The sequence below is a fragment of the Streptococcus pseudopneumoniae genome (assembly GCF_001072315.1).
GTDB classification, from domain to species: Bacteria; Bacillota; Bacilli; order Lactobacillales; family Streptococcaceae; genus Streptococcus; species Streptococcus pseudopneumoniae_R.
In genome coordinates this window covers 15943-40394 of record NZ_JVLI01000157.1, presented here as the reverse complement: position 1 = coordinate 40394, position 24452 = coordinate 15943, and the positions used below count along the sequence as shown (strand labels likewise).

The 24452-nt window shown below is 35.3% G+C and carries 24 protein-coding genes; 9 read left to right on the top strand and 15 right to left on the bottom strand.

Going from position 1 to position 24452, the window contains the following annotated elements; translation table 11 throughout:
- Window positions 1-94 precede the first annotated feature (94 nt).
- Window positions 95-304, top strand: coding sequence for a hypothetical protein (locus ADH54_RS08790; protein WP_049524817.1), 210 nt, complete (start codon window positions 95-97; stop codon window positions 302-304).
- Here the strand turns inward: ADH54_RS08790 and ADH54_RS12215 are convergent.
- On the bottom strand, window positions 283-453 hold the full coding sequence (locus ADH54_RS12215; RefSeq protein ID WP_193389695.1) for a hypothetical protein: 171 nt from the start codon (window positions 451-453) through the stop codon (window positions 283-285). The genes ADH54_RS08790 and ADH54_RS12215 overlap by 22 nt on opposite strands.
- Before the next feature lie 53 nt (window positions 454-506).
- On the opposite strand from ADH54_RS12215, the gene ADH54_RS08780 reads away from it, so the two are divergent.
- Window positions 507-1013: a hypothetical protein gene (locus ADH54_RS08780; protein ID WP_049524815.1), complete on the top strand. Its 507-nt coding sequence runs from the start codon at window positions 507-509 to the stop codon at window positions 1011-1013.
- Between the two features lie 118 nt (window positions 1014-1131).
- Window positions 1132-1683: a hypothetical protein gene (locus ADH54_RS08775; protein ID WP_049524814.1), complete on the top strand. Its 552-nt coding sequence runs from the start codon at window positions 1132-1134 to the stop codon at window positions 1681-1683.
- Here the strand turns inward: ADH54_RS08775 and ADH54_RS08770 are convergent.
- Window positions 1659-1838, bottom strand: coding sequence for a hypothetical protein (locus ADH54_RS08770; protein WP_049524813.1), 180 nt, complete (start codon window positions 1836-1838; stop codon window positions 1659-1661). The genes ADH54_RS08775 and ADH54_RS08770 overlap by 25 nt on opposite strands.
- A gap of 318 nt (window positions 1839-2156) precedes the next feature.
- On the opposite strand from ADH54_RS08770, the gene ADH54_RS08765 reads away from it, so the two are divergent.
- Window positions 2157-2834 (top strand): DUF4145 domain-containing protein, encoded by a 678-nt coding sequence (locus tag ADH54_RS08765; protein WP_049524812.1) that lies wholly within the window; start codon window positions 2157-2159, stop codon window positions 2832-2834.
- A 128-nt stretch (window positions 2835-2962) separates the two neighbouring features.
- On the opposite strand, the gene ADH54_RS08760 is transcribed toward ADH54_RS08765, so the two are convergent.
- On the bottom strand, window positions 2963-3169 hold the full coding sequence (locus ADH54_RS08760) for a helix-turn-helix domain-containing protein (protein ID WP_049524811.1): 207 nt from the start codon (window positions 3167-3169) through the stop codon (window positions 2963-2965).
- Window positions 3170-3352: 183 nt separating this feature from the next.
- Between ADH54_RS08760 and ADH54_RS08755 the strand changes: the two genes are divergently transcribed.
- The 3 genes from ADH54_RS08755 to ADH54_RS08745 all read left to right on the top strand — a co-directional run bounded on the left by ADH54_RS08755 (window position 3353) and on the right by ADH54_RS08745 (window position 5948).
- Window positions 3353-4084, top strand: coding sequence for an XRE family transcriptional regulator (locus ADH54_RS08755; RefSeq protein ID WP_049524810.1), 732 nt, complete (start codon window positions 3353-3355; stop codon window positions 4082-4084).
- A gap of 17 nt (window positions 4085-4101) precedes the next feature.
- Entirely contained in the window at window positions 4102-4641 is a 540-nt protein-coding gene (locus tag ADH54_RS08750) for a hypothetical protein (protein WP_049524809.1), read from the top strand.
- A gap of 161 nt (window positions 4642-4802) precedes the next feature.
- Entirely contained in the window at window positions 4803-5948 is a 1146-nt protein-coding gene (locus tag ADH54_RS08745; RefSeq protein WP_049524807.1) for a tyrosine-type recombinase/integrase, read from the top strand.
- Between the two features lie 187 nt (window positions 5949-6135).
- Here the strand turns inward: ADH54_RS08745 and ADH54_RS08740 are convergent, their stop codons facing one another.
- The 11 genes from ADH54_RS08740 to ADH54_RS08690 form a co-directional block, all read right to left on the bottom strand.
- A complete protein-coding gene (locus ADH54_RS08740; protein WP_049524806.1) occupies window positions 6136-7287 on the bottom strand; it encodes an iron-containing alcohol dehydrogenase in 1152 nt (383 codons plus the stop codon).
- A 145-nt stretch (window positions 7288-7432) separates the two neighbouring features.
- Window positions 7433-9199 (bottom strand): L-fucose isomerase, encoded by a 1767-nt coding sequence (locus ADH54_RS08735; RefSeq protein WP_049524805.1) that lies wholly within the window; start codon window positions 9197-9199, stop codon window positions 7433-7435.
- A gap of 56 nt (window positions 9200-9255) precedes the next feature.
- Window positions 9256-12372 (bottom strand): glycosyl hydrolase family 98 C-terminal domain-containing protein, encoded by a 3117-nt coding sequence (locus tag ADH54_RS08730; protein ID WP_049524803.1) that lies wholly within the window; start codon window positions 12370-12372, stop codon window positions 9256-9258.
- Between the two features lie 9 nt (window positions 12373-12381).
- On the bottom strand, window positions 12382-14676 hold the full coding sequence (locus tag ADH54_RS08725; RefSeq protein ID WP_049524802.1) for a glycoside hydrolase family 95 protein: 2295 nt from the start codon (window positions 14674-14676) through the stop codon (window positions 12382-12384).
- A gap of 57 nt (window positions 14677-14733) precedes the next feature.
- Window positions 14734-15534, bottom strand: coding sequence for a PTS system mannose/fructose/sorbose family transporter subunit IID (locus ADH54_RS08720; protein WP_000981723.1), 801 nt, complete (start codon window positions 15532-15534; stop codon window positions 14734-14736).
- Window positions 15531-16304, bottom strand: coding sequence for a PTS mannose/fructose/sorbose/N-acetylgalactosamine transporter subunit IIC (locus tag ADH54_RS08715; protein ID WP_033678700.1), 774 nt, complete (start codon window positions 16302-16304; stop codon window positions 15531-15533). The genes ADH54_RS08720 and ADH54_RS08715 overlap by 4 nt, the downstream gene beginning before the upstream one ends.
- Window positions 16305-16328: 24 nt before the next feature.
- Window positions 16329-16799, bottom strand: a complete 471-nt coding sequence (locus ADH54_RS08710; RefSeq protein WP_000020992.1) for a PTS sugar transporter subunit IIB — start codon at window positions 16797-16799, stop codon at window positions 16329-16331.
- Complete coding sequence (locus ADH54_RS08705) at window positions 16790-17221, bottom strand: PTS sugar transporter subunit IIA (protein WP_033678738.1); 432 nt, start codon at window positions 17219-17221, stop codon at window positions 16790-16792. The genes ADH54_RS08710 and ADH54_RS08705 overlap by 10 nt, the downstream gene beginning before the upstream one ends.
- A complete protein-coding gene (locus ADH54_RS08700; RefSeq protein WP_000912112.1) occupies window positions 17214-17654 on the bottom strand; it encodes an RbsD/FucU family protein in 441 nt (146 codons plus the stop codon). The genes ADH54_RS08705 and ADH54_RS08700 overlap by 8 nt, the downstream gene beginning before the upstream one ends.
- 11 nt (window positions 17655-17665) lie before the next feature.
- Window positions 17666-18304: an L-fuculose-phosphate aldolase gene (locus tag ADH54_RS08695; protein ID WP_001286138.1), complete on the bottom strand. Its 639-nt coding sequence runs from the start codon at window positions 18302-18304 to the stop codon at window positions 17666-17668.
- 114 nt (window positions 18305-18418) lie between these two features.
- Window positions 18419-19822, bottom strand: coding sequence for a rhamnulokinase (locus ADH54_RS08690; protein ID WP_049524801.1), 1404 nt, complete (start codon window positions 19820-19822; stop codon window positions 18419-18421).
- Window positions 19823-19997: 175 nt separating this feature from the next.
- On the opposite strand from ADH54_RS08690, the gene ADH54_RS08685 reads away from it, so the two are divergent.
- Both ADH54_RS08685 and ADH54_RS08680 read left to right on the top strand, forming a co-directional pair.
- Window positions 19998-20771 carry a DeoR/GlpR family DNA-binding transcription regulator gene (locus ADH54_RS08685; protein ID WP_049524800.1) on the top strand — a complete coding sequence of 258 codons (774 nt, stop codon included), beginning with the start codon at window positions 19998-20000 and terminating at the stop codon, window positions 20769-20771.
- Window positions 20772-21313: 542 nt separating this feature from the next.
- Window positions 21314-22171 carry a 5'-nucleotidase, lipoprotein e(P4) family gene (locus tag ADH54_RS08680; RefSeq protein WP_049524799.1) on the top strand — a complete coding sequence of 286 codons (858 nt, stop codon included), beginning with the start codon at window positions 21314-21316 and terminating at the stop codon, window positions 22169-22171.
- Window positions 22172-23255: 1084 nt separating this feature from the next.
- Here ADH54_RS08680 and ADH54_RS08675 read toward each other — a convergent pair.
- A complete protein-coding gene (locus ADH54_RS08675) occupies window positions 23256-24221 on the bottom strand; it encodes a DUF3644 domain-containing protein (protein ID WP_049524798.1) in 966 nt (321 codons plus the stop codon).
- Window positions 24222-24452: the final 231 nt, after the last annotated feature.

The following is a 24452-nucleotide window of genomic DNA, read 5'->3' as shown; positions in this document are numbered from 1 at the left end:
GACTGATGTAATATCCTCCTAAATTGCTATAATGATTTTGGCTAGGACCTCTCACCGTTTTAGTCAAAATTCCAATAAAAAGGAGGAAAAAGATATGGAGATGACTATCAATACTGGAATCCCTCAAGAACAAGTTACTAAAGTTGTTCACGAAAAAGGTCCAGGACACACATATGTTGAAACATTCTATCCTAACGGATTGATAATCAATTACGATATGTTGCCAGATGGAACAGTCAACGTTGATTGTAATAAACCACTCCGTCTTGAACCAGACGGAACTTATACACCAGTAATGGATTGACCTTTAATAGTAACCTTTCTGCCACTAAATACGATACTTGAAGTATCATGAATGGCTTCATAGCTAAGACGCTTGAATTCTTCTGAGTCTATCTGAAAATTGATAGGCTTTTTTCTTTTCCCACTATACGGATATCGTCTTGGTCTCATTTTTCCCTCCTTTCTGTTTATGGTATAATGAAATTAAAAACGAGGTAATTCGGATGTTTAGTTTGATTGATATTTTGAATATTTCTGCCGCTTGGCTTGGTGCTATTACTGGTGTTGTTAGCTTGATTTACTCTTTGAAAGTCAATAGAGTGAAATTGAGTATTTCTAAATTCCGTAAAAAGAGAATGAACGAATACTCCTGTTATCAATACAGTTTTGTTTTGTCTAACCAATCCAACTCAAATGTCGTAATCAAGAATATCCAACTGTTTGACAAAAACGGAAAAGAAATTTTTGACAACGGATTTAATCCAGCTACTGCTTTTCCTGAGATAAAATCAGACCCTTTTGGTTTGGTTAGTAGTACACATACCTTGTTTAACATAGATTGGTACTCTACACCATTTGAAGATGAAATAGAATTAAATCCATACTCATTCGAAAAGTTGTCATACTACCTTAACGAACCTCCACATACTATCAAGGTCAAGACCAACAGACAAATTCATTATCTTTCTAAATCTAAATCATTCCATCCTGTCTTTAATAAAGCAAAATAGATTTATGACAGCGCAAACTACATTTACGATTGTTACTATGATTAGTCCTAGTTCGTTCATTCCGTTCTCCTTTCTATTTGTGATATAATGATTTAAAAATATTATCTGAGGTATTTGTATGTCTGAAGTATTTACAACAACATTGATTTCTGTTGGTGCAACTGTTTTAACGAATTTGATTATTCACGGTTTTGCTTACCAGCAAAAAAAGATTGAAAATAAAAACAAACTCGAAGAAAAGAAGGTTGATTTCTTAAATACCCAACTAAGTCAGGATAGAGATTTATATATTTCAACTTTTCAAAATTTTGCATCGATTAGTGGTAAAACCGTCTCATACGTAGAATCAAGACTTGACAATGCTCCTCCGATTGATTTAGATATCATCACAAACTTCGATGATATCTTTTATAAGACCTATCTATTTTTAGATAGCGATGAAGAGCAAAAAAAATTCATCAATTTCAGAAATGCGCTACGTTATCAAGCTGGATATCCCCACCCCGATGGACTTTATATTTGGGATGTGCAATTGGAAGAACAGTCCTATGACCCAGACACAATCGAAGAACCCAGATATATTTTTTATAGGCTTAATGAATGTTTATTGATTGCTAACAAACATATCAATGACAAACTCCACCTTCAATCTTCTGCGAACTGTTCGTAAAGTTCATCTATTTCCTTCCGTTGCTCTTTTGTAAACGGAGCGGTATAATTTGTCCAAGTTATCTGCTTGCCTTCTTCACGCTTTATCCTGCCTGCTCTAACAAGCAGGTTTTTAAATACCTCGTAAGGCATGTGAACTCTGATGTCTTCTGTCATTTTCCTACTCCTTAAATCTTTCCGTGTCAGGTGCTTTTTATTTAGTCACATACAGTAACTGTATAGACTATCTTGCCCATTCCATCACTAGAATGCACGGTTGACTTCTCTACAGTTATGTCTGTCGTATCATTGGCCATTTTGAAGAACAAGTACAACAAACATTCTCGTAAAATTTTTAATTTTAAAGGAACGGATAAAAATCGTTTGATTTCCAGATCAATCTGACTAAGTTTATTTGATAATGTTTTTTCGCTCACTTTCTAAATCCTTTCTAAATTTGGTATAATGAAAATAAAACGATTGGAGAAATCTTATATGCGAATCGAATTGAAAACAGACTCTTATTTTAAACAAGAGGTATTTGTAGACAATATCTGTCCAAACTGTTCAAAACCTACCAACCCTCAAGTAGTTTCTCAAGGATATAACGAAATAATGCCAGGGACAGATAGTATCTATGTAACGCTTCGTTGTTTAGGTTGTTATCATTACTGGGTTGAAGAGTTTGTTAGAGAACTTGACAGAGGCGGTTCTTATGATACGACGCACATAAAGGTTAAGCCTCAGCTACCTAGCGACATACCTATCTCCAATGATCTTGAATTGATTTCGCCAGTCGGCAAGGAAATCTACGTTCAATCTCTCAAAGCAGAACAAGAACATCTTGACCTTATTGCAGGTATCGGTTATCGTAAAGCTTTAGAGTTTTTCGTCAAAGATTTTTCAATTCTTACAAATCCTGATAAAAAAGAAAAAATAACAAATATGCTTTTAAAGCAAGTTATCGAAGACTATATCGAAGATGAAGATCTTAAAACTTTTGCCTTAGCTTCTACCTACATCGGAAACGACGAAGGACATTACTATCGTAAAAATCCAGACAAGAATCTCACCGACTTGAAAAATTATATTCATGGTGTTATCTACTACCTTGAAATGAAACTCAATTTTCTTGATGCTCAAGAACTTGTGAATCGTTCAAAGAAATCTTAGAATCTAGTTCATCCAACTTCTCTGCAATATATGTCACGGTCCTCAATATCTCATTGAGGGCTGTTCTTTCTAATTCGTTCATTCCATTCTCCTTTCTAACACGATTTTTCGTGTTTTAACTTTTTAAATTAAGCAGTATCTACTGCTTGAGTGAAAAGATATCCTAAATCGTATTCTGGGAAGAATTTTTGTTGTAACGCAAGAGCTTCGGTAAACTTAAAGTCGTAAGTGCCACTAATTTTGTCACTTACTGTCTGAGCTCTTACACCCAAAAAATCAGCCATATCTACAATTGCTACACCTTTTTCTTTGCGTGCCTTATCAATATTCAGCATAACCTTTCCTTTCTAACACGATTTTTCGTGTTTTTTGTTTTTAAAATCAAGCTCATTTGAGCTTAAGACAATATTAACACTAATTTTCGTGTTTGTCAACACTAAAAATCATATTTTTCTTTATTTTTTTGATAGACATACGAAAAATCGTGTGTTATAATAAGGATAGAAAGAGAGGTAACTATGAACGAAGATAAACTAAAGCAACTAATTCTTTCTCGTTATAGTTCTGTAAAATCTTTTGCAGAAGAAAATGGTATGCCTTATTCAACTGTCCGTTCTATATTAGAACGAGGAATAATGAATGCTAATGTTGAAAATGCTATAAAAATTTGTTCAGCTTTGGGCATTAGACCTGAGATATTTTCTCCCTTATTGCCTACCCAAAACGAACACCCTGAAATCCTAACTATCTACAACCAGCTAGAGGAGCCTAAACAAGAAAAAGTCCTTGACTATGCCAAGGAACAACTAGAAGAACAAAACAACTCTAAGATTGTCTCAATCTTTGATAAGTCTCAAGATGGCGAGGACTACATTACTGATTATGTAGAAGGCTTGGTTGCAGCAGGACACGGAACTTTCCAAGAAGACAATCTACACATGGAAGTAAGACTGCGTGCCGAAGACGTCCCTGAAGATTATGACACTATCGCTAAGGTGGCTGGCGACTCCATGGAACCAATGATTGAAGATAACGACCTGCTCTTTATCAAAGTCAAAAATCAAGTAGATATCAACGACATCGGCATTTTCCAAATCAATGGTAAAAACTTTGTTAAAAAGCTGAAACGTGACTATAACGGCGGTTGGTACTTGCAAAGTCTCAACAATAGCTATGAAGAAATCCACCTGACAGAAGAAGATGACATCCGAACTATTGGGGAAGTTGTCAGTGTGTATAGAGAGAAATAAAATAAAGGAGAATACCCATGAAAAAACTACTAACAACATCAGCTATCTTGCTTAGTGCTACAGTTCTAGTAGCTTGCTCTAACAATCAATCAGCTACAAAAGATAGCTCGGAGCAACCAAAAACGGAGCAAAAGAATACTACTTCTACAAACACAAAAGCCAAAGTAGATAACAGTAAATATGATGATTTAATCTCTGAAATTAAATCAAAATTAGACCCTGAATCAACTGGCGCAATAAGCGTAAAAATTAAAAACGATGTAATCGATTCAGATTCATCCGAACCGCATGATACAATTATGATTCTGCTAACTGGAACGGCTAAGGATAGCGCAAAAGAATCTCTGGATGCAGTTAATTCTAATTCTGCTACTAATGACCAAAACAATGCAATAACTTTGATTCGTATGTCTATATCTGAGTTCGCTAAAAAATTACCAGACGATAATACTACTCTTTCCCTTGGTTATGAAAAATCTGCTGACCAATATGACCTAATCGCTAAATCTTCAAAACAGAAAGATATTATTCCTGTTGGTGAAATCATCGTACAATAAAAAAATCCCCACACTCTCCATCGCCAAACTTTGAGTGTGAGGTTTCAACTTTCCATCTAGCAAGCAATGGAAAGGATGATAAAAAAATACAACTATAGTTTATCATAAGTTCTACACCTTTTCAACTATGCGGGCAAGCAATCGAAAAGAAAGGACTTTTTATGATAAAAAAATATATTACAAAAAAAGGAGAGACTAGATATCTCTTTCAAACATACCTGGGCATAGACCCTGCTACTGGAAAAGAAAAGCGTACAACACGCCGTGGTTTTAAAACCATTAAAGAAGCTAAAGCAGCCGAACGTGACCTACTCTTAGATGTTGAAGAAAATGGTTTTTCAAACAATGAAGATTTCCAAAACCCTACTTTTGCTGAAGTCGCTGATTTGTGGCTTGAAAGCTATAAAAACACTGTAAAACCCACAACCTACCAGCTTATTAAGAACAAACTTGATGTTATGATTGACTTATATTTTACAGATATGAAGTTTCAGCAGATCAGTGTTGCTTATTGTCAGAAGGTTGCTATTCAGTTAAGTAATCGCTATATCCTCTACACAAATTACTACTCTGTCATTAGCCGTGTTTTTAAGTATGCCACTTCTATTGACATCATTAAGTCAAATCCCTTAGATAAGATTATCAAGCCTAAAAATAGACCCTTAAAGGCCAAAGAGAACCACTATACAAAACGCGAGCTAACGGAGTTTCTTAAAGTTTCCAAAGCAAATCTTAAACCTGTAGACTACACCTTTTTCCACTTGCTAGCTTTTTCTGGCTTGAGAACTGGAGAGGCTATCGGACTCATGTGGTCAGATGTTGACTTTGAAAATAAACGGTTAAGCATTTCTAGGACAGCTGTCGTAATTGGCAAAAAACAAACTGTTCAGGATCCTAAAACCAAAAGGAGTAAGAGGGTTATCACCTTAGATGATGAAACTCTGAATGTTTTGAAACTCTGGAAACGTCAACAAATAAAAGAATATTTTCAGGCTGGTGTACCTTACAAGCATGATTCGAATTATATCTTTACGAATAACAGCGGGGGATGGCTTTTGGCTGCAACTATGAAAGTGAAACTTAAGAGATTCTTATGTAAACACAATGAGCTTAAAAAAATTACGCCTCACGGTTTTAGACATACACACGCTTCTCTCCTCTTTGAAGCTGGTATTACAGCCAAAATCATTTCGGACAGATTAGGTCACAACAATGTTCAAACAACCCTTGATATGTACACCCACATAAATGATAATCAACGTGTTGAAGTCGTTGATCGGCTTATGGATTTCATCCGTTCAAGTTAAAAGTAGAGTCGTATTCAATCTCGTATTCACTTTTAGTTGACCTACTGAAAACCCACTGATTTCAAGGGATTAGCAAGCCATGTACCATTTATAGCACATTTAAAGAAGTCTGTGCAGTTTTTACTGCGATTTTTCCTGAAATGTCAATAATTAGAGGTGAATTGTCACATTGTCGTCTAATCTCTTGCTAAAACAACTCTTTATAAAAATCAATCGTTTCTTCTAGGGTTGGCATAAATGGGTTTCCCGGCGCACATGCATCAATCAAAGCATTCTTAGAAAGGTATTCAAAGTCGAAATCTTTTTCTTCAATACCAAGTTCAGTCAATTTCTTAGGAATACCTACTGTCTCAGAAAGCTTCTCAATCTCAGCAATTGCATAATCAGCACACTCTTGATCTTCTTTACCTTCTACATGAAGTCCTAATGCTTTAGCAACATTGCGGAAAGCCTCTGGTACACGTTTAGCATTTTCACGTTCTATAACTGGTAGTAGCATGGCACAGCACACGCCATGAGGCAAGTTATATACTGCACCGAGTTGGTGAGCCATTGAGTGAACATAACCAAGACCAGCATTATTAAAGCTCATACCACCAAGGAAGATGGCATTGACCATACCTTCACGCGCTTCAATATCGTGTCCATTTGCTACGGCACGAGGAAGATATTCCTTGATAAGCTCAATAGCACCAATAGACAGTTTCTTGGTTACATCATAAGCACCAGGTGTTACCAAAGCTTCAACAGCGTGAGTCAGAGCATCCATACCAGTAGCTGCAGTCAAGCCTTTAGGTTTGGAAAGCATGAGTTCCGGGTCATTAACAGAGATAAGAGCAAGGCTATTCTTATCAACCATTACCATCTTAACCTTGCGTTCTTCATCAGTAATCACATAGTTGATGGTAATTTCTGCGGAAGTTCCTGCCGTTGTATTGATAGCCACAACTGGCAAGCCTTTTTTAGCAGACTTATGAAGTCCCTCATAATCCTGTGGTTTGCCACCATTTGTAGCTATGATAGAGATACAACTAGCTGCATCCTGTGGAGAGCCCCCACCAAGACTGATGATAAAGTCACATCCATGCTCTTCCAAAGCAGTAACCCCATCTGTGACATTCTTACAAGTAGGGTTTGGCTCTACATCGCTAAAGATGACATATTCGATTCCTTCTGTATCTAGCGGTTTTAAAACCTTAGGCAAAATGTCACTGCCTTCGATGTACTTATCTGTCACCAAAAGTGCCTTTTTATAGCCAAGTTCCTTGATATAAGAACCTACTTCATTTACAACACCTTTACCAATAAGGTTAACTGCCGGAACATAAAATGTAGCCATATAATTTTCCTCCTGCGCCTTCGCGCTATTTACTTAACATCATTATATTACTTTTTGTATTCGTTTTCAATTATTTGTGAATTGTTTAACAAATATTTTTAAAAGGATAGGAGGGACGTAAGTTCACCTCCTATATAAACAAGTTTTATTTATGTAGTGGTCCCAACAACTGACATGCACGATAGTCTGCTGATTCTAGATCCTCTGTTCCAAATAAGGACCAATTTTTAGGTCTAAAGATATCTTCCTCAGGTACATTATGCATATTGACAGGAATTCTCAACATAGAAGCCAAGGTAATCAAGTCTGCTCCAATGTGTCCATATGTTATGGCTCCGTGATTAGCTCCCCAATTATTCATGACGTCATAGACAGACTTGAAAGCACCCTTTCCTGTCAAACGTGGAGCAAACCAAGTAGTTGGCCATCCTGGATCTGTACGATTATCTAAAGTATGGTGAACATCTTCAGGAAGTTCAAGTGTGTAACCTTCTGCAATTTGTAGCACTGGACCAACCCCTTTTAGAAGATTGAGACGTACCATTGTTACTGGCATATCCCCCTTCGTCAAGAAACGAGTTGAGAATCCTCCTCCACGAAAGTATTCGCGGTTTGCTGGTGGGAAGTCTGTGTTTTCAAGCATAGCCTGTACTTCACTTTCATCCAACTCCCAAAATGGTTTCATAACAGGTTGGCCATCTCGTGTAGCTTGACCTGTACCATCTAATGTACAAGAGCCAGAATTGATTAGATGTAAGAATCCGTCTGCAGCACGCCCCTCTAAAGTATGTCCTGTTACACGTTTAACAGCCTCTGGACTCCAATAAGTACGCACGTCAGCAAAGATTTGTGGGGTATTCGTCAATAAGTAATTAAAGAGCATAGACACACCATTTAGTGAATCATTCTCTGTCGCAAATACAAATGGTTTTCGAATGCCATTCCAGTCAAACTGAGTATTGAGGAAAGTTTCCATAAAATCTCCATTTGGAAAATGGTCTGTCCACTGACGTTGACCTTGGAAACCAGCTACTAAAGCATGGTGACCAACTGCTTCTTCCTCAAAACCAAGCTCTGCTAAACGAGGATTCCCCTGCATAAGATCTCGACCAATCATGAACATTTTTACCACAAATTCCCATTGTTTTTCTTTCTCTTCTTTAGAAAGAATCAAATCCTCACGATTTCGATCAACTCCTTCTTTGATATGTTCTTTTACCCAAACCATAGCACGTTCAAACTCTTCTGGGTCATAAATACCACGGTCAATACGACGTGTAAATTCCGTCATATCTACAGATTCATTTCTCATTCCTAGGTATTCTTGGAAGAAATCTGGATTCACAATAGAACCACCAATCCCCATTGAAACACTACCCATTGATAGGTAAGCAGTGTCTCGCATCAAGCCAGTTGCAAGAGCTGCACGCACATAGCGTAAAAGTTTTTCTTTGACATCTCCTGGAATATCTGTATCATTAGCTTCCTGAACATCTCTTCCATAAATCCCAAACGCTGGAATCCCTTTTTGAGCATGTGAAGCTAGAACAGCTGCAAGATAGACAGCCCCTGGACGTTCTGTCCCATTAAATCCCCAAATAGCATGAGGAATATCTGGAGACATATCCATAGTTTCACTACCATAACACCAGCATGGTGTGACTGTAATTGTTGCACAAACATTTGATTTTTTGAACAATTCATGTGAAGCTGCAGCCTCTGGAACACGACCAATAGTAGATGGAGAAATCACGCATTCCACAGGTTCTCCATCTGGATATTTCAATGTACTTGAAATAAGATCTGCCACACTTTTAGCCATGTTCATTGTCTGTACTTCAAGTGATTCGCGTACACCTTGACGACGACCATCAATAGTCGGACGAATACCAATACATGGATGTTGGATCATAATACTTTCCTCTTATTTTTCTGTTTCTTTTATACTACCGATGATAATTTTTAAAATTACTTATAAGTATAAACCTCTACCTCTGCCAAACTTAAAGGAATTCCTGCGTTTCTCAAAGAAATTCTAACCTTTTTTCCCTTCAGTCCTTTTAAGTCTATGGATAGATTATTGCTTTCTAAACTGTCAATATGTTGTTTAAAAACTTCATGATTATTTGAATCATATATAATAATATCAAAATTTGATAATCTCTGAATTTCAGCATCTGTTCTATTATAAATAATTAATTTTTCTAATTCTTCGGTTTGTGCTAAATCTATCTCCCACCATGAAGGAGAATCTCCTTTGGTATGAGTCACCGAATGGTGACCATAATCTCCGTTTTTATTTCCATCAACTGCTAGACGAGAAAAACCATTGTAATCCGTTGAACTCTGTCTAGTTTCTTTTGCTAACGCAATATTGGAAAGTTTCTTCGGAGTTCTCTTTGAACCATAGACTTCAACTTCCGCTAAACTTAACGGAATAGCTGATGATTTTAATTCTATTTTGACTAGCTTAGCCCCTACAGAAGGTACTTTTAAAGATAACAGACCATCAACTACTTTATCAAAATGTCTTCTAAAAACTTCTTCTCCTGATGAAGATAGAAAAATAACATCAAAATTAGATAAACGCTGAGGTTCGGCGTCTGTTCTATTATAAATATCAACTTTAGAAACTGTAAACTCTTCTCCCAGATCGACCTGCCACCAAGCATTAGAATCTGCCTTAGTATGAGTCACCGAATGATGTCCATAATCTCCGTCTTTATTACCATCAACTGCTAAGGCAGCCACACCTTCATAATTAGTTGAACTTTGAGTAGCTACCTTATTTGTAGAAACTACTTTATCTTCTGTTATTTTATCTATATCTTCTTCAGATTGCTTACCATCTGATTCTCTAAAAACCTCTACTTCTGCTAAACTCAAAGGTACACCACTCGTTAGTAATTTAACTTTAATATACCTTGCTCCTTTTTCTTTGAAATCTAGACTAACAGATTCACCCGACAAGCTATTAACATGTTTCTTAGCAACTTCGTTTCTATTATTGTCATATAGAATCACATCAAAATTAGATAGTCGTTGAGTCTCAGCATCTGTGCGATTATAAATTTTAACAAGCCCAACTTTATCCATTTTTTTCAAATCGACTTCCCACCAAGAGGGATTATCTGCCCTAGTATGTGTTACCGAACCAGAGTTAAAATTACCATTTCTGTTACCATCCACAGCTCTATTAGGGTCTCCATTGTAATCTACAGAACTTTGTGTTGTTGGTTTTGCATATGCTATATTCAAATTACCATCATTAAATTTATCTGGTGTTGGGAAAGAGACTGGGCCTGTCCCCTCAGTATTTATAGACATCTCTACCATTCCATTATGATTAACCGTAATGGTATAAACATGGGTATTCTCATCCCAATTTTCTGTATAAGTATAATGATTTTTATCGCCACTTATATCTATCTGAGGTTTATGACCAGTATGCCCTTTTAATGTAAGTGTTGTTGTCCTAAAGTCATTATCTACAGGATTGATGGAATAATTTTTGCTTATCCAGTTCGCTAACTCTAATTCTTCTTTCTTCCAACTTTTTGATGCATCAAAATTTCCTGATAATGCCCACATAGCTGTCTTATCTGTCCTGTAATTGTTCAATAAAATATGTAAATTATTTGGATTTTCTTTAACAACAGCGTAAGTATGAGGCGTCAAATCTAACGATAACGACTTTGTATTATTAGTATACATAGGCAACATTACTTGCTGATTTTTATTGATGTTAGCATTACTATTATAAATATACCAGGAATTACCTACACGCTGAGCATACCCATCTCCTTCATAAAGTTTTGGATAAAGCGAGTTTAAATAGTTGACTTTACTAGACAATTCCTCACTATTTTTAGTCAAAATTTTTGCATTAGGGAATATAGATGAAATCTTTTCCTTATCAATTTTCTCATGTATTACAGGAAGAATATGGTATCTCCCATTATTATATAAAGGCATTGTTTCATCATTCGAATAAAGTCCTTGATAAAATCCGTTTAATGAACTAATCCTACCTTCTCCATTCCAAAATACAGCTTTTGTTCTATTTACAACTTCTTCCTTACTTGGAGCTGGATTTTGTATAGCATGTCTAAAGAAAGGAATAATACCTTTAGTAAATGCTGGAGTTGGTACATCATTTGTCATAAATGTATACGCGGCACATTCGAAATTATAAACTGTGCCTCCCCCAGTATATACATTCATCATTTCCATAGCAATCATTGATTCTGGTTCCGATGCATAGGATCTCATATCCCTAGCTCTTCCAGTTTCAAATGTGTTTGTATAATGTTTTTCCCACCATTTCCATGTATCTGTTGATGAACCCCAGTTATCACATAAGCCACTCAACCAAAATCCACTAACGATAGAATCTGTACCTGCATCATCTCTTATTGGCGTATTTTTAGTTGCCAACACCAAATTTTTATGATATTTTTGACTAGCTTCAAAGAATGTCGAATCATTCATAATAGTTTCCCAGAACCATTTTTCATGATCATGCCAGATAAAATGCGCTCCATATTTGGCACAAACTTCCAAATATTTAGCACTATGCGGAGCTAACTGGTTATTGTAAATCCAATAATTCTCAATATTTAAAACACCTTTTAACACACTATACTTTTGGAATTGTTCATCTAACCACTCTGGAGGAACTGTATTACGCTCTCCAGCCGACATAATAACCAAGAAAACTGGAATGTTTAGACTTTGAGCTTCCTCCAACATCTTGACATACCATTCTCTCAATTCTTTCGTATCTCGTGGAATACAACTTGTTGGTTTACAGACTTTTGCAGGATGAAGTTCAATCGCTGCATATGGCTTTACATCTTCAGGAATAGCTTCCCATGCTCCCTTCAATGTGTTCCCCCACCATAATCCGTTACCATTATCATTGCCATACAACGGAGAAAGCAACAATGGCGATTCATTATTAATCGTCGTTCTCATTTGAACACGATTATCAGCCTTAACTCCTGCTAACAATCCAAAACATAACATCCCAATACATACAAACAGTATTGTGATTAATTTTCTTTTTATTTTTTCTTTATTCATGACTTATACCTAAAAATTTAACTCAATAATTTTTTCTGAATTAAATACCAATTCAATATTTTGTACATCAGTATTTTTGCCATATATTCTTACTCTTACTTTTTGATCTTTGTTTCCTCCTTCCAATTTTAGAAATGTTATATCCCCATTTTCCCAAGCAAATGATACCTTATATCCTCCTCTTACTCTGAGGCCTTTCACTTCTCCTTCTGACCAAGCAGAAGGTAAAGCTGGAATTAGTGATAACCAATTATGATGGCTCTGTACTAATAATTCACAAATTCCACTCACCAAACCTAAATTACCATCAATTTGAAATGGTGGATGGTCAAGAAATAAATTCCCAAGAGTCGCATTATTTAACAAACCATTAATCTGGTTATAAGCAGGCTCACCTTGATATAGTCTCGCAAAAAAATGAATCAACCATGCAGCGCTCCAACCTGTTTGTGTACTAGCATGCAAACCACTTACTAACCAATTATTAATCGCTTGTTCCCTATCCTGCGAAGATAAAAAGTTAGCATTTGATAATCTCCTATTTATAGTGATTTCCGCTGCTTCTGCTAATTCAGGAGTTTTATAAATATCAATCTCATTATAAGGATAAAGCCCAAATAGAGGTGAAATGTGTCTATGACCAGGCTCTACTTCTTCATAATCCTCTAGCCATTCTTGTATTTGCCCATTACTACCTATTTTTGTTTTAGGTAATTTCTTTTTTAACTCCTTCACACGACTAATAAAATCCGAATTGTCTCCTAATTGTTTTGCAATGCCAATGCATGAATCACAAAAATATCTTAGAATTTGATTATCAATTGTAGATGATAGACAAGCATTTCCTTCAATACCATTTTTTAAGCGATATTTATTTTCCGGTGAGACACTTGGACCTGTCATCAAGTAGCCATCCACCTCAAATAAATAATCTTCAAAGAAAAGAAATGCTTCTTTTATCATTTCAAAATGTTCCGTAAGAATACGCTCATCTTGGAAATATAAATAGTGTTCCCAAATATGTGTACATAACCATGGAATAGTTAATACCCAAATTGCAGCCCCCATGGCATGAGATTGGGGAGCCGTATCGCCAAAACCATCCGTATTATGATGTGCTGTAAAACCTCTAGCTCCATACATTTTCTTAGCGGTTAGTCTTCCCGGCTCTCTCATTCTTTCGAGCATATCAAATAATGGATATTCTACTTCTGGTAAATCACATGGACCTACCATCCAATAATTCATTTGAGTATTAATATTAATCGTATATTTAGAACCCCAAATTGGATTTAATTCATCACACCATATTCCTTGAAGATTGGCAGGTAAACCATTCGGCTGACTAGACGATATTAACAGATATCTTCCATAATGAAATAACAAGTTAGTCAAGTAGTTACTATACTTTTTAGTGTTTTCAAGAAGTAGATTCGTTGGAATGCTAAGACAATCTTTACTATAGTCCAGTTTAAAATCAACTCTATTAAATTGCTCCTGATATTTTTTTACATGTTCATCTTTTTCTGTAAAGTAATCAATGCTACTAAATTCTCCCTGAAGAGAAGAAATATCTATGTCTCCCCAATAATCCGTCATTGATTTGAGATAAAGAAATACCTCTGTAGCATTCCGAATAACTATTGTCTCTCCCAATACACTTACTTCACCATCCGTAACCTTAGAATGACATACTACTTTAAACTGAACACCTTTTCTACCTCCGGCAGAGGCCGACATTAAAATTGTACTTGAATCCAGTTTAGATACTTCATCATTAAACCGTTTATTTCTACCCAAATTAATGTTTAAATTTAATGTGTTTTGAACTGATGACACTATACGGCAACATAAAATATTCTTATTAAAACTCGTAAAATATTCTCTTTTTATTTGTAAATTACAACCATTAGGCTCAAACACAACATTAGAAATAGCTGTATCTAAATCTAGCTCTCTTTCATACAATGAAAGAGCAGAAGACTGAATATCTATATGCTCAATGTAAAGTTCCCCAAGTAATTCATAGTGGCTTTGATCTCTTGGGGTAGCAAACATTGTTAACTTTATCAATTCTTCGGCTTTCTGAACTTCTCCATCTAAAAGATATTCCCGAATTTTTTTAAGATGCAATAGTGAGTCTGGATTATTTCTATCTGACTTTCCTCTATACCAAATAGTCTCATCATTTAGTTGAATACATTCTTTTGTAGCTGAACCATAAATCATACCACCTAAATGACCGTTCCCAATCGGCAAGGCTTCATTCCAATTTGAGGCAGCTTTCTTATACCATAATTTCACTCTTTACCTCTCTTCCAAAATGGAGGTGATATCCCAATACCACCTCCACACTTTCTACTACTTCAAAATTCCTAAAACAACTAGGATAACTCCAATAGCCATAACACTAAAGATTAGTACAACCGGATTTTTCCCTTTTCTAATTAATTTACACATTAATAAAGTCAAAGCCATAGGGATAAATCCTGGAATTAATTTTGTAATCATTTCTTGAACAGAAATAACAAGTTCCCCCTGCTTAAATTCTAATCCAAAATTAATACCAACCATTGATGGAATCAAACCACCCACTAGTACTAGCCCTAATGCTGTCGCCATACTCGTAACGCGATTCAATGTTCCTTTTGTATTATTTTCTTGGATAAGACTAGAACCCTTAGTATAGCCATATTTCAAACCGAAATATTTAACAGGAATATTAATAACATTAAACAATATTAAGGCGATAAAGATACCTAAAGCACCGCCGTCTTTAGAATAAGACGCACCAATACTAAAACAGATAGGAACTAGTGTCAACCAGAATAAACTATCTCCTAGACCAGCTAGTGGCCCCATCAAGCCAACTTTAATACCAGTAATTGAATCTGCACCTTCATTTCCTTCTTGTTCTTCCATAGCGGAAGTAACTCCAAGAATAAATGGTGCCGCTGTTTGATGAGTATTGAAAAACTCAAGGTGACGTTTCATAGCAGGAGAAGCTGAATCTTTGTCTGGATATAGTTTTTTCAATACTGGAAGAATTGTATATAGAAAACCTAGGTTCTGCATTCTCTCATAGTTCCATGAAGAACCATACATAAAACTTCGTTTGAAAACTTTTTTAAGTTCAACTTTAGTTACTTTATTATTCATCATAGATCAAGATCCTCCTCAACATCACTATTTGAAGTTGTTTCTTGTGGTTTACTTCCAATCATATCGTAGAAGTATGCTACCGCAATACCAACTAGTGAGATTCCAATGGTTGACATTCCTCCATACACAGAACAAATGAAGCCAATCAACAAGAATACCCACATATTTTTCTTGAGCATCATATTTAAAAGCATACCAAAACCAATTGAAGGTAGTAAAGCACCTGCAGAGTTAAGTCCCTGCATAACGATTGGTGGAACCTTAGCAAACAAGTCTGCCACATATTCCCCTCCAAGCATAATAGCTAGGAAAATTGGCACAATTTTAAACAACGTGATTAAAATCAAACTTGAATAATGATAAAAACCAATCTTTGAGTAATCTCCGTTTTTAGCATCATTATCAGCTTTTTTCACAAAATAAACATCTAAAGTTTTTGCAAGAACATCCAACTGTTGGGTAGCAACTGCAATTGGAACCGCTATAGCGATACCAGCAGTTTCTCCTTGCCCAGATAAAATACCAAATGCAGTACCAATAATCGCACCTGAAATAGTATCTGGTGGAGTGTAGCCTCCAATACCTGTTACACCGAGCCAAGTTAATTCAAGAGCTGAACCAATAAGAACACCTTGGGTGAAATCTCCTAAGACTAAGCCAACCATTGCACTTGTAACTAACGGACGGTGAATCATAAATAACGGTCCATTATAGTCAATAGTGGCAATAATCCCAACTAATGTCACCAGTAATGCTTGTGTGAATAGCATATACTGTACCTCCTTAAATTATTTTTATAAAAATTTTTCCAACATTGTAACTTTATCATTGGGAACCATTTGAATTTCAACTCTCGTTCCCTTATCAACTATTTTCTTAAAATAATATTTGTCTTCTTCACCTAGAGCCACACCTCCAGTTACCTTTTCATTTTCCTCCGTTTTACTCATCTGTCCTACATTGAGGTACTCCAATTTTAAATTTCCTTCAATAGAATCATACACATCTTTTGGATTTGTATATATCAGCATTGTTCTCTTTTTTATTGGCACAGAGTTTAAAACCTCCACAAACCGTTTTACACTAAAGAAAACAATTTTTAAACCTACCGGTGCAGAAATCTTTAAAATAGATTGTCGTGTTTTATCTTCTGAGATGCGATCATTAACAATGATAACTTGCTCAATATCATACTTTTTTAGCCACGTAGTGACAACTTGACCATGTACCAGACGGTCATCAATACGAACAAACTCTATAGACATAAATCTTCTTCCTCCTCTACGTTAAGTTGTTGTTTAACATTAAACAAACTATTTTGAGCATTGTGAACAATTTCTTCTAAATTGATTTTTGAATCATAACTTGATATTAATTCCACTAGGAGAGGAATATTAAAACCTGTTACAATATCAACTGAATCCAAATTTAAAAACTGTGACAAAGCCACATTATTAGGACTTCCTCCAATCAAGTCAGTCAAAACGATAACCTCTTGATTTGAGTCTAACAGTTCATCCACTTGATTTTTAAAATAATGCTCAAACTCTACAATATTCTCTCCAGGCATCAAACCTAATGTCCTAACTCTATCATTTGTTGTCTCACCAACAAACATTTCTGCGGTCATGAGAGCTCCGCTAGCAAAATCACCATGACTGGCAACTAAAATTCCTCTATTAAACATTTTCTCTTTCAACAACTACTCCTTTCTTAAGGATAATATTAGCATAAAGTGAAGTTTCTCCTGTAGCAACAATAGCATAAGCTTTCTTACTACGCTCATAAAAGTCTTCTCTTCTAAGATAAGTAATCGTTTTAAGATCTGTACCATGACCTTCAATCATCTGTCTATAGGTACCCCATATCTTAGGAATATCATCCCCCGAAACAACATTCATAAACTGAATTGCACTATCGACGTAACCATCTAATGGCATTAAATACAGAATAGAATCTAATAATTCGGGAATATTTACACCATCACAACGAATTAGTTTATTTGCACATGAGGCAGAAGGATAATTCGCGTCAGCTAATACTATTTCATCTCCATGTCCCATTTCCATTAAAGTCTTCAATAAATCTGGAGAAATATTTTTCGGTATATGTTTTAACATTAATATCCTCCCTATTTTCTCTGACCGTATGTTTTAAATTTTTCTGCCATTAAATCCATCTCCTCATCAGGAAGAACTACTGGCTCTCCAAAATTCTTAGCTAAACAATAAATTTTTGCACAATATTCAACTTCTTCAACAACATTAAATGCATTCAATAAATTTTGTGCACCTGCTAAAATTCCATGATTCGCTAGTAAAACTGCTCTACGACCTTCCATTGCTTTAGCTGCATTCACAGCTAATTCTTTCGTACCATATGTTGCATACTCAGCTACCCGAACATCTTTTCCTGCCACTGCAATCATATAATGACTCGCCGGAAGTGGTTCTCTGAGACAAGCTAATACTGTTGCATAAGTTGTATGAGCATGGATAATTGCATCGATATCATCACGAGTTTGATATTGAATCAAATGCATATACCACTCGCTAGATGGCAAGCGTTCTCCCTCTACAATATTTCCATTAATGTCCATCACTACAATATCGGATTCTTTGATTTCAAAGAAATCAATACCCGACGGGGTAATTGCCATCAATTGTTTTTCACGATCGAAAACACTGAGATTTCCACCTGTTCCTTTCGTCAAATCTGTTTCTACTAGCTTCTTGCCATACTTAATTAATTCTTGTTTTACATCTGACATTCTTGTCCTCCTCATATCAAAACACTAAATATTTTTCAATTCACCAATTATCCCCCCTTCTTGTACAAAACTTAAGAAGGGGGAGGGAGGCAAATTTACAAACTCTCAATCTTTTTAATTCTTTTGGGAGTAATAACTCTCTAATTGTAGGAACTCCTCAATAACATGGTGAGCTTCTTCCATCCCTTTTAATTGTCCCATAGCTATGAGCTGCACAACAATATTCCCCACAGCTGTAGCCTCAGTTGAACCTGTAAGAACCTCTTTACCAGTTCTATCAGCAATCATTTGATTAAAGTAACTGGCTCTAGCACCTCCTCCAATCACATATATCCTTTTATAAGACTTATGAGTTAGTTCTTCTAATAACTCTATCGTTTTCTTATACGTTTCAGCTAGACTTTCATAAACTATCTTAAATAGTTGTCCATCTGTCCACTCTCTAGTTTCATGATGATAAGCTAGATATTCTGTCAAAGTCTTGTACATGTCAGATTCTGTTGCAAATTCAGTTGATTCAGTATCAATCAGAGGAAGATTTTCTTTTTCTTTCTCCACCATTGTCCTAATTTCATCAAAAGAATATGCTTTCCCTCTTCTTTCAAATGAACGTCTTAGTTCCTCTATGATCCATAGCCCTGTACAATTCTTCAAAAATGTAATCACTCCATCTTTACCGACTTCATTTGTAAATCCATAACTGAACGATTCGGTACTAAGAATAGGTGAAGAAAGCTCCACTCCAACCAAAGACCAAGTCCCTGATGAAATAAACAAACTATCTTCTGTCTTAGGAACTGATACAATCGCACTTGCTGTATCATGACTACAAACATTCACAACAGGAATATTGCCTAAACCATATTCCTCTTTGAGTCTACCAAGAACATTCCCCTCTGAAACAATTTCAGGAAGTAAAGATGACTCCAATTCAAATAGTTTTAAAATATTCTGATTCCATTTTTGACTTCTCGGATCAAAGAGTTGGGTTGTTGAAGCAATGCTTTTTTCAGTTGCAAACTTACCTGTCAACAGATAATTAAACAAATCTGGCATTAAAAGAATCTTATTCGTACTATAAAACGAATTAGGAAATTCTTGTCGTACCTTAAAGAGTTGGAACAAGGTGTTAATCTCCATAAGCTGATTTCCTGTTTCAAAATACAATTTTTCTAATTCAGTAATTTCAGATATTTCCTTTAACACTCCCTTTGTTCTTTCATCACGATAATGAACAGGTTGTGATAACAGCTTACCTTCATTATCAATAAGTCCAAAATCAACACCCCATGTATCAATACCGATAGATAAAATCTTGTAACTAGTATTAGCCAAGCGGATGCTTTCAAGAATTTTAGCTAGTAGAAAGTCAACATCCCAAGATAAATGCCCTTTTACTCTAATAGGTAGATTAGAAAAGCGATTTATTTCTTCCATTACTAGTTTATTTTCAGAAAGGTAACCAACGATTGCTCTTCCAGAAGTCGCACCTAAATCTATTGCTAAAACCGCTTCCATTTTTCTTCTCTCTTCGTCCTTGATTAAGTTTATTATAATCCCCACATTTTATTTTTTCAATATGTGAACGCTTACTTGAATAAAATTCATACATTTTCTCCATAAACATAAAAATAATTCAAATTCCTCCAATTTGTGCTATAATATAGTTGAAATGATGAATTAGGAGGAGCTTATGATAAAAGATGAACGTGTACTTGAATTGATTGAAATTATCAAAAAGAAAAAAAGAATTGCCGTAAAAGAGCTGGCAGAAATCACTTTCTCCAGCACAAGTACCTTACGTCGTGATTTAATTTTCTTAGAAAATCAAGGTCTTATCAAAAGAAAGCACGGATACGTGACCCTGTCCTCTATGAACACAATTGAACTTTCTCATCAAATACGTGAAGGAGAAAGCACTAGGCAAAAAAGACTAATCGCTAGTCTCGCTAAAGACTTTATTCGGTCAGGAATGTGTATCTATCTAGATTCTAGTACTACTACCTACGAACTTTGCCCCTATCTTTCTGAACTTGATAATTTGATTATTTTTACAAATGGTTTACATACTGCACAAACCCTATCTGAAACTGTTAAAGATAGCTCCAAAATCTTTATCACATCTGGCGAGGTCAAACATCAATCCTGTTCAGTTATTAACTATGATAAAGAAAATTCTTTATTAGATCACTTTAATATCGATTTAGCATTTTGTTCAGCAAGAGGTATTGATGACCAATATGTTTATGAAGCTTCTCTCAGCCAAGCTATTTCAAAAAAGAATATTATTGACAAAGCCCATGAAACCATCTTACTGATTGATAGTTCTAAATTTTACAAGACTGGATTTTTTAAAATTAATCCCCTCTCCAAATACACAACCTTTATTTCTGACACCTTGCCAGATCAAAAATTATTAGACGCAGTCGAATTATTTGATGGAGAATGGGTTTCTGATATTCAATGAAAATCAAATAGGAAGCTAGTCTCAGGTTGCTCAAAGTACAGATTTGAAAATTGATCAAGTCAGCTCGAAACACTGTTTTGAGGTTGTAGATAGAACTGATGAAGTCAGTCACATATATACGGAAAGACGAAGGTGACATGGTTTGAAGAGATTTTCGAAGAATATTCGTTCTGTCTGCTGACTGAACTACAAATACTCACCACATGACATTATTTTCTCAGTAATCCTAAAAACAGAGGCTGGACAAATACTCAATTTCAAGAGAAATGGGGCAAATATTCCCACAATAAAACGCATAGTATCAAGTTTTTGCACACCTGATACTATACGTTTTTCTGATTTTAAAGACTTTGTCGCCTAGACCTTTCAGATACCTAATGAATTTCAAAAATATGAGGTGAAACTACATTTCAAGTTAGTAATCGCTTTTTTTTCATTACATTATCTTCTATAGAATCTTCATCCATATTCAGAGAATAACTTGCCTTAACTTTTCCCTCGTGCTATACTATTTATTGAAATGAATGAATAGGAGATATTTCATGAAAACAGCAAAAACTACTGTTACAATCCTTTCTGCACTTGCTTCTGTCATCTTATTGGCTAGTTGTGCAACAAAATCCACAGAAACACAAACAAGCAATAATAGCTCATCTGATAATCAAATTACAATGACATATGACCAACTACGGTCAAGAGAAAACACTATGTCAACCCTTTGGTACCAAAAATCAGCTGAAACTAAAGCTTTATACATACAGGGTTATAACGTTGCAACAAATCACCTAAAGGAATTGCTCAAAACAGAATCAGACAAACCTTACTCTATCGTTTTAGACTTAGATGAAACTGTCCTAGATAATAGCCCTTATCAAGTACAAAACGTCAAAGACGGTACAGCATTCACACCCGAAAATTGGGATGTTTGGGTTCAAAAAGCTGCAGCGAAAGCCGTCCCAGGTGCCAAAGATTTTCTTCAGTTTGCCGATCAAAATGGTGTTCAAATCTACTATATTTCTGACCGCTCAACTAATCAAGTAGATGCTACTATTAAAAATCTTGAAAGTGAAGGAATTCCTGTTCAAGGACGTGATCATCTCATGTTCTTAGAAAGCGGTGTAAAATCCAAAGAAGGTCGTCGCCAAAAGGTTCAAGAAAAAACAAATCTTATCTTATTGTTTGGTGATAACCTCGTAGACTTTGCAGATTTTTCTAAGACTTCTGAATCTGACCGTGATAAACAACTTGAAGAATTGCAAAAAGAATTCGGTGAAAAATTCATCATCTTCCCAAATCCAATGTACGGATCATGGGAATCAGCTGTATACGGTGGTAACAAACTAGATGCTAAAGGTCAAGTAGAAGAACGCCAAAAAGCCTTGCAAGGTTTTGATAAATAAAACAAATAAGCTGATTCTACATAAAATTAGGCTAACTTACAATCTTCAAAAAGTGGATAGGAAGGAATTCTGATAATCAGAAAACTTTCCTATCCACTTTTTTAATTGATATAACATCAAGCTTTTATACATCTGATACTATACATTTTTTGATTTTAAAGACTTTTTGCCTATCCCCTATATTTCAAGAATTAAGTGACCTTGATGATCTAAATTTGTTGTGATATACTATTTTTGTCATCGGTTACCGATTACGTTCCTATGAGTTCGTGAGAGGAGGTGAAACTAATGAGCCTTATCATAGAGCTCGCTCTTACTATTATAGCGGATGTTATAGCTGGAATTATCTTGTATTTCGTCTGCAGATGGCTAGATAGTAAGGAGTAGACCGAGTGACTAGCCTATAAACACCCGTTAAATCGCTAAGATACGTCAAAAAAGCCCTTAACTACGGCAATAGTTAGGGGCTTTGGTGTTCTAATGAACCTTATCAATTAACTATATTCTAGCATATAAGTCCTAATATTTCAAGCATTAAGTAAGGTTGATGGTCTAAATTTATTGTGGTATACTATTTTTGTCATCGGTTACCGATTACGTTCCTTACGGTTCGTGAAAGGAGGTGAAACTAATGAGCCTTATCCCAGAGCTCGCTCTTACTATTATAGCAGACGTCATAGCTGGAATCATCTTGTATTTCGTTTGCAAATGGCTAGATGGTAAGAAGTAGACCGAATGACTAGCCTATAAACACCCGTTAAATCGCTAAGATACGTCAAAAAATCCCTTAACTACGACCATAGTTAAGGGATTTGGTGTTCTAATGAACCTTACCCGATAAAATTATTCTAACACACAAGCGCTAAGATTTCAAGAGTTTTATTTATTTTTTTAAGTTCCTTAGGTATCTGAAAGGTATTTGATTTTTCATCAATTCATTTAAAAACACTATACAAATTTCTTTACATTTTCCATAAGTGTGGTATAATGGACTCAATAAGATAACTTGTGAAGGATAAACGCTGGGTCCCAGAATGGGGTAGACTGAAAGGTTGAGCATTCCTATGTGCCTGGGGTTATCTTTTTATTTTGATTTTTTAAGGCTCTCTACAAAATTTAGAGGGTCTTTTTCTATTTCTATAATGATAAAGTCAACAAATTGCTGGGAATAGGTATAGTGTTCAGACTTACCTATTTTATGGCAATATGCAAATTTCTCGTCAGTTTTTATTGAATAGAAATCAATGATTAAGGTTAGAACATATTGATTGAAACCAGATTTATAATTTAATTTGATATTTTTCTTGTTTAATCGATCATTCACAACTGAGATAATATTCCCGTATGAGTATTTATGAGTCTCTGATGGATCTTTTAGGTCTTTTACTATTGTTACTTGAGAGAGAGATTGATTTGCGATTGAAACAACGAAGTCAGCTTCAGCCTTTTTCTTTGTGATGTATAGGTTCTGTTTTACACCGATTGCAAATTTATCTGAATTATACTCAGAAACGAGAACATCTATAGCATTTGCTTGCTGAATAAACTTTTCTGCAATTTCCGCTGGATATTTTAGTCTGATTTGTTCATTTGTCAGAGGCTCATAACTTGCTGATATAGTTAGGAAATTTTGTGCGATGGTCTCAGTGATGTCTCTACCGTGAAATCTCTGAAGTTCATTGATGTAGTTAAGTACACACGCTTGAAATAGTGGAGCGTACTTTAGTTCATAATCCTCTGTAATATAATGTGTGCTGATATTTCTAAGCTCAATAATACGCTCCAGATTTAGTCGAATTCGTGTACTGTCATCGGAGTAAATTTTCTTGATAACATTTTCAAGACTGAGAGTTCTATCTGGATTATCCTTAAAATAGATTGATAGATTTCTATTTAGCATTTCAGACTTCAACATCAACTCCCAAGCGTTACATATGAAAAAACTGAACCCTTCAATACGATATTTGATTGTAGGCTTGTTGTAAATTTCCAGCCCCATAATAAAGGCCTCAACACTTTTATCAACAAGTCGTTGACTTAAATTTTTCATTATTTTTCTTCCCTCCAATCTAACTATTAAGCAATCTTTTTAATAAAAACAGTTGCTTTTTATTTTTTTCTTATTCATTTGTCAAATTTGCCGTTTTTTACAGTTTAGTTTATAAAGTCGGATTTCCCTTCCTCCATAATTTTCTTTTATAAAACATCAAGCCCTTAATTGACAGCTGGTTACCAAACAGGTAACTAACGAAAAATACGCAGACATATCAGAATTACAAGC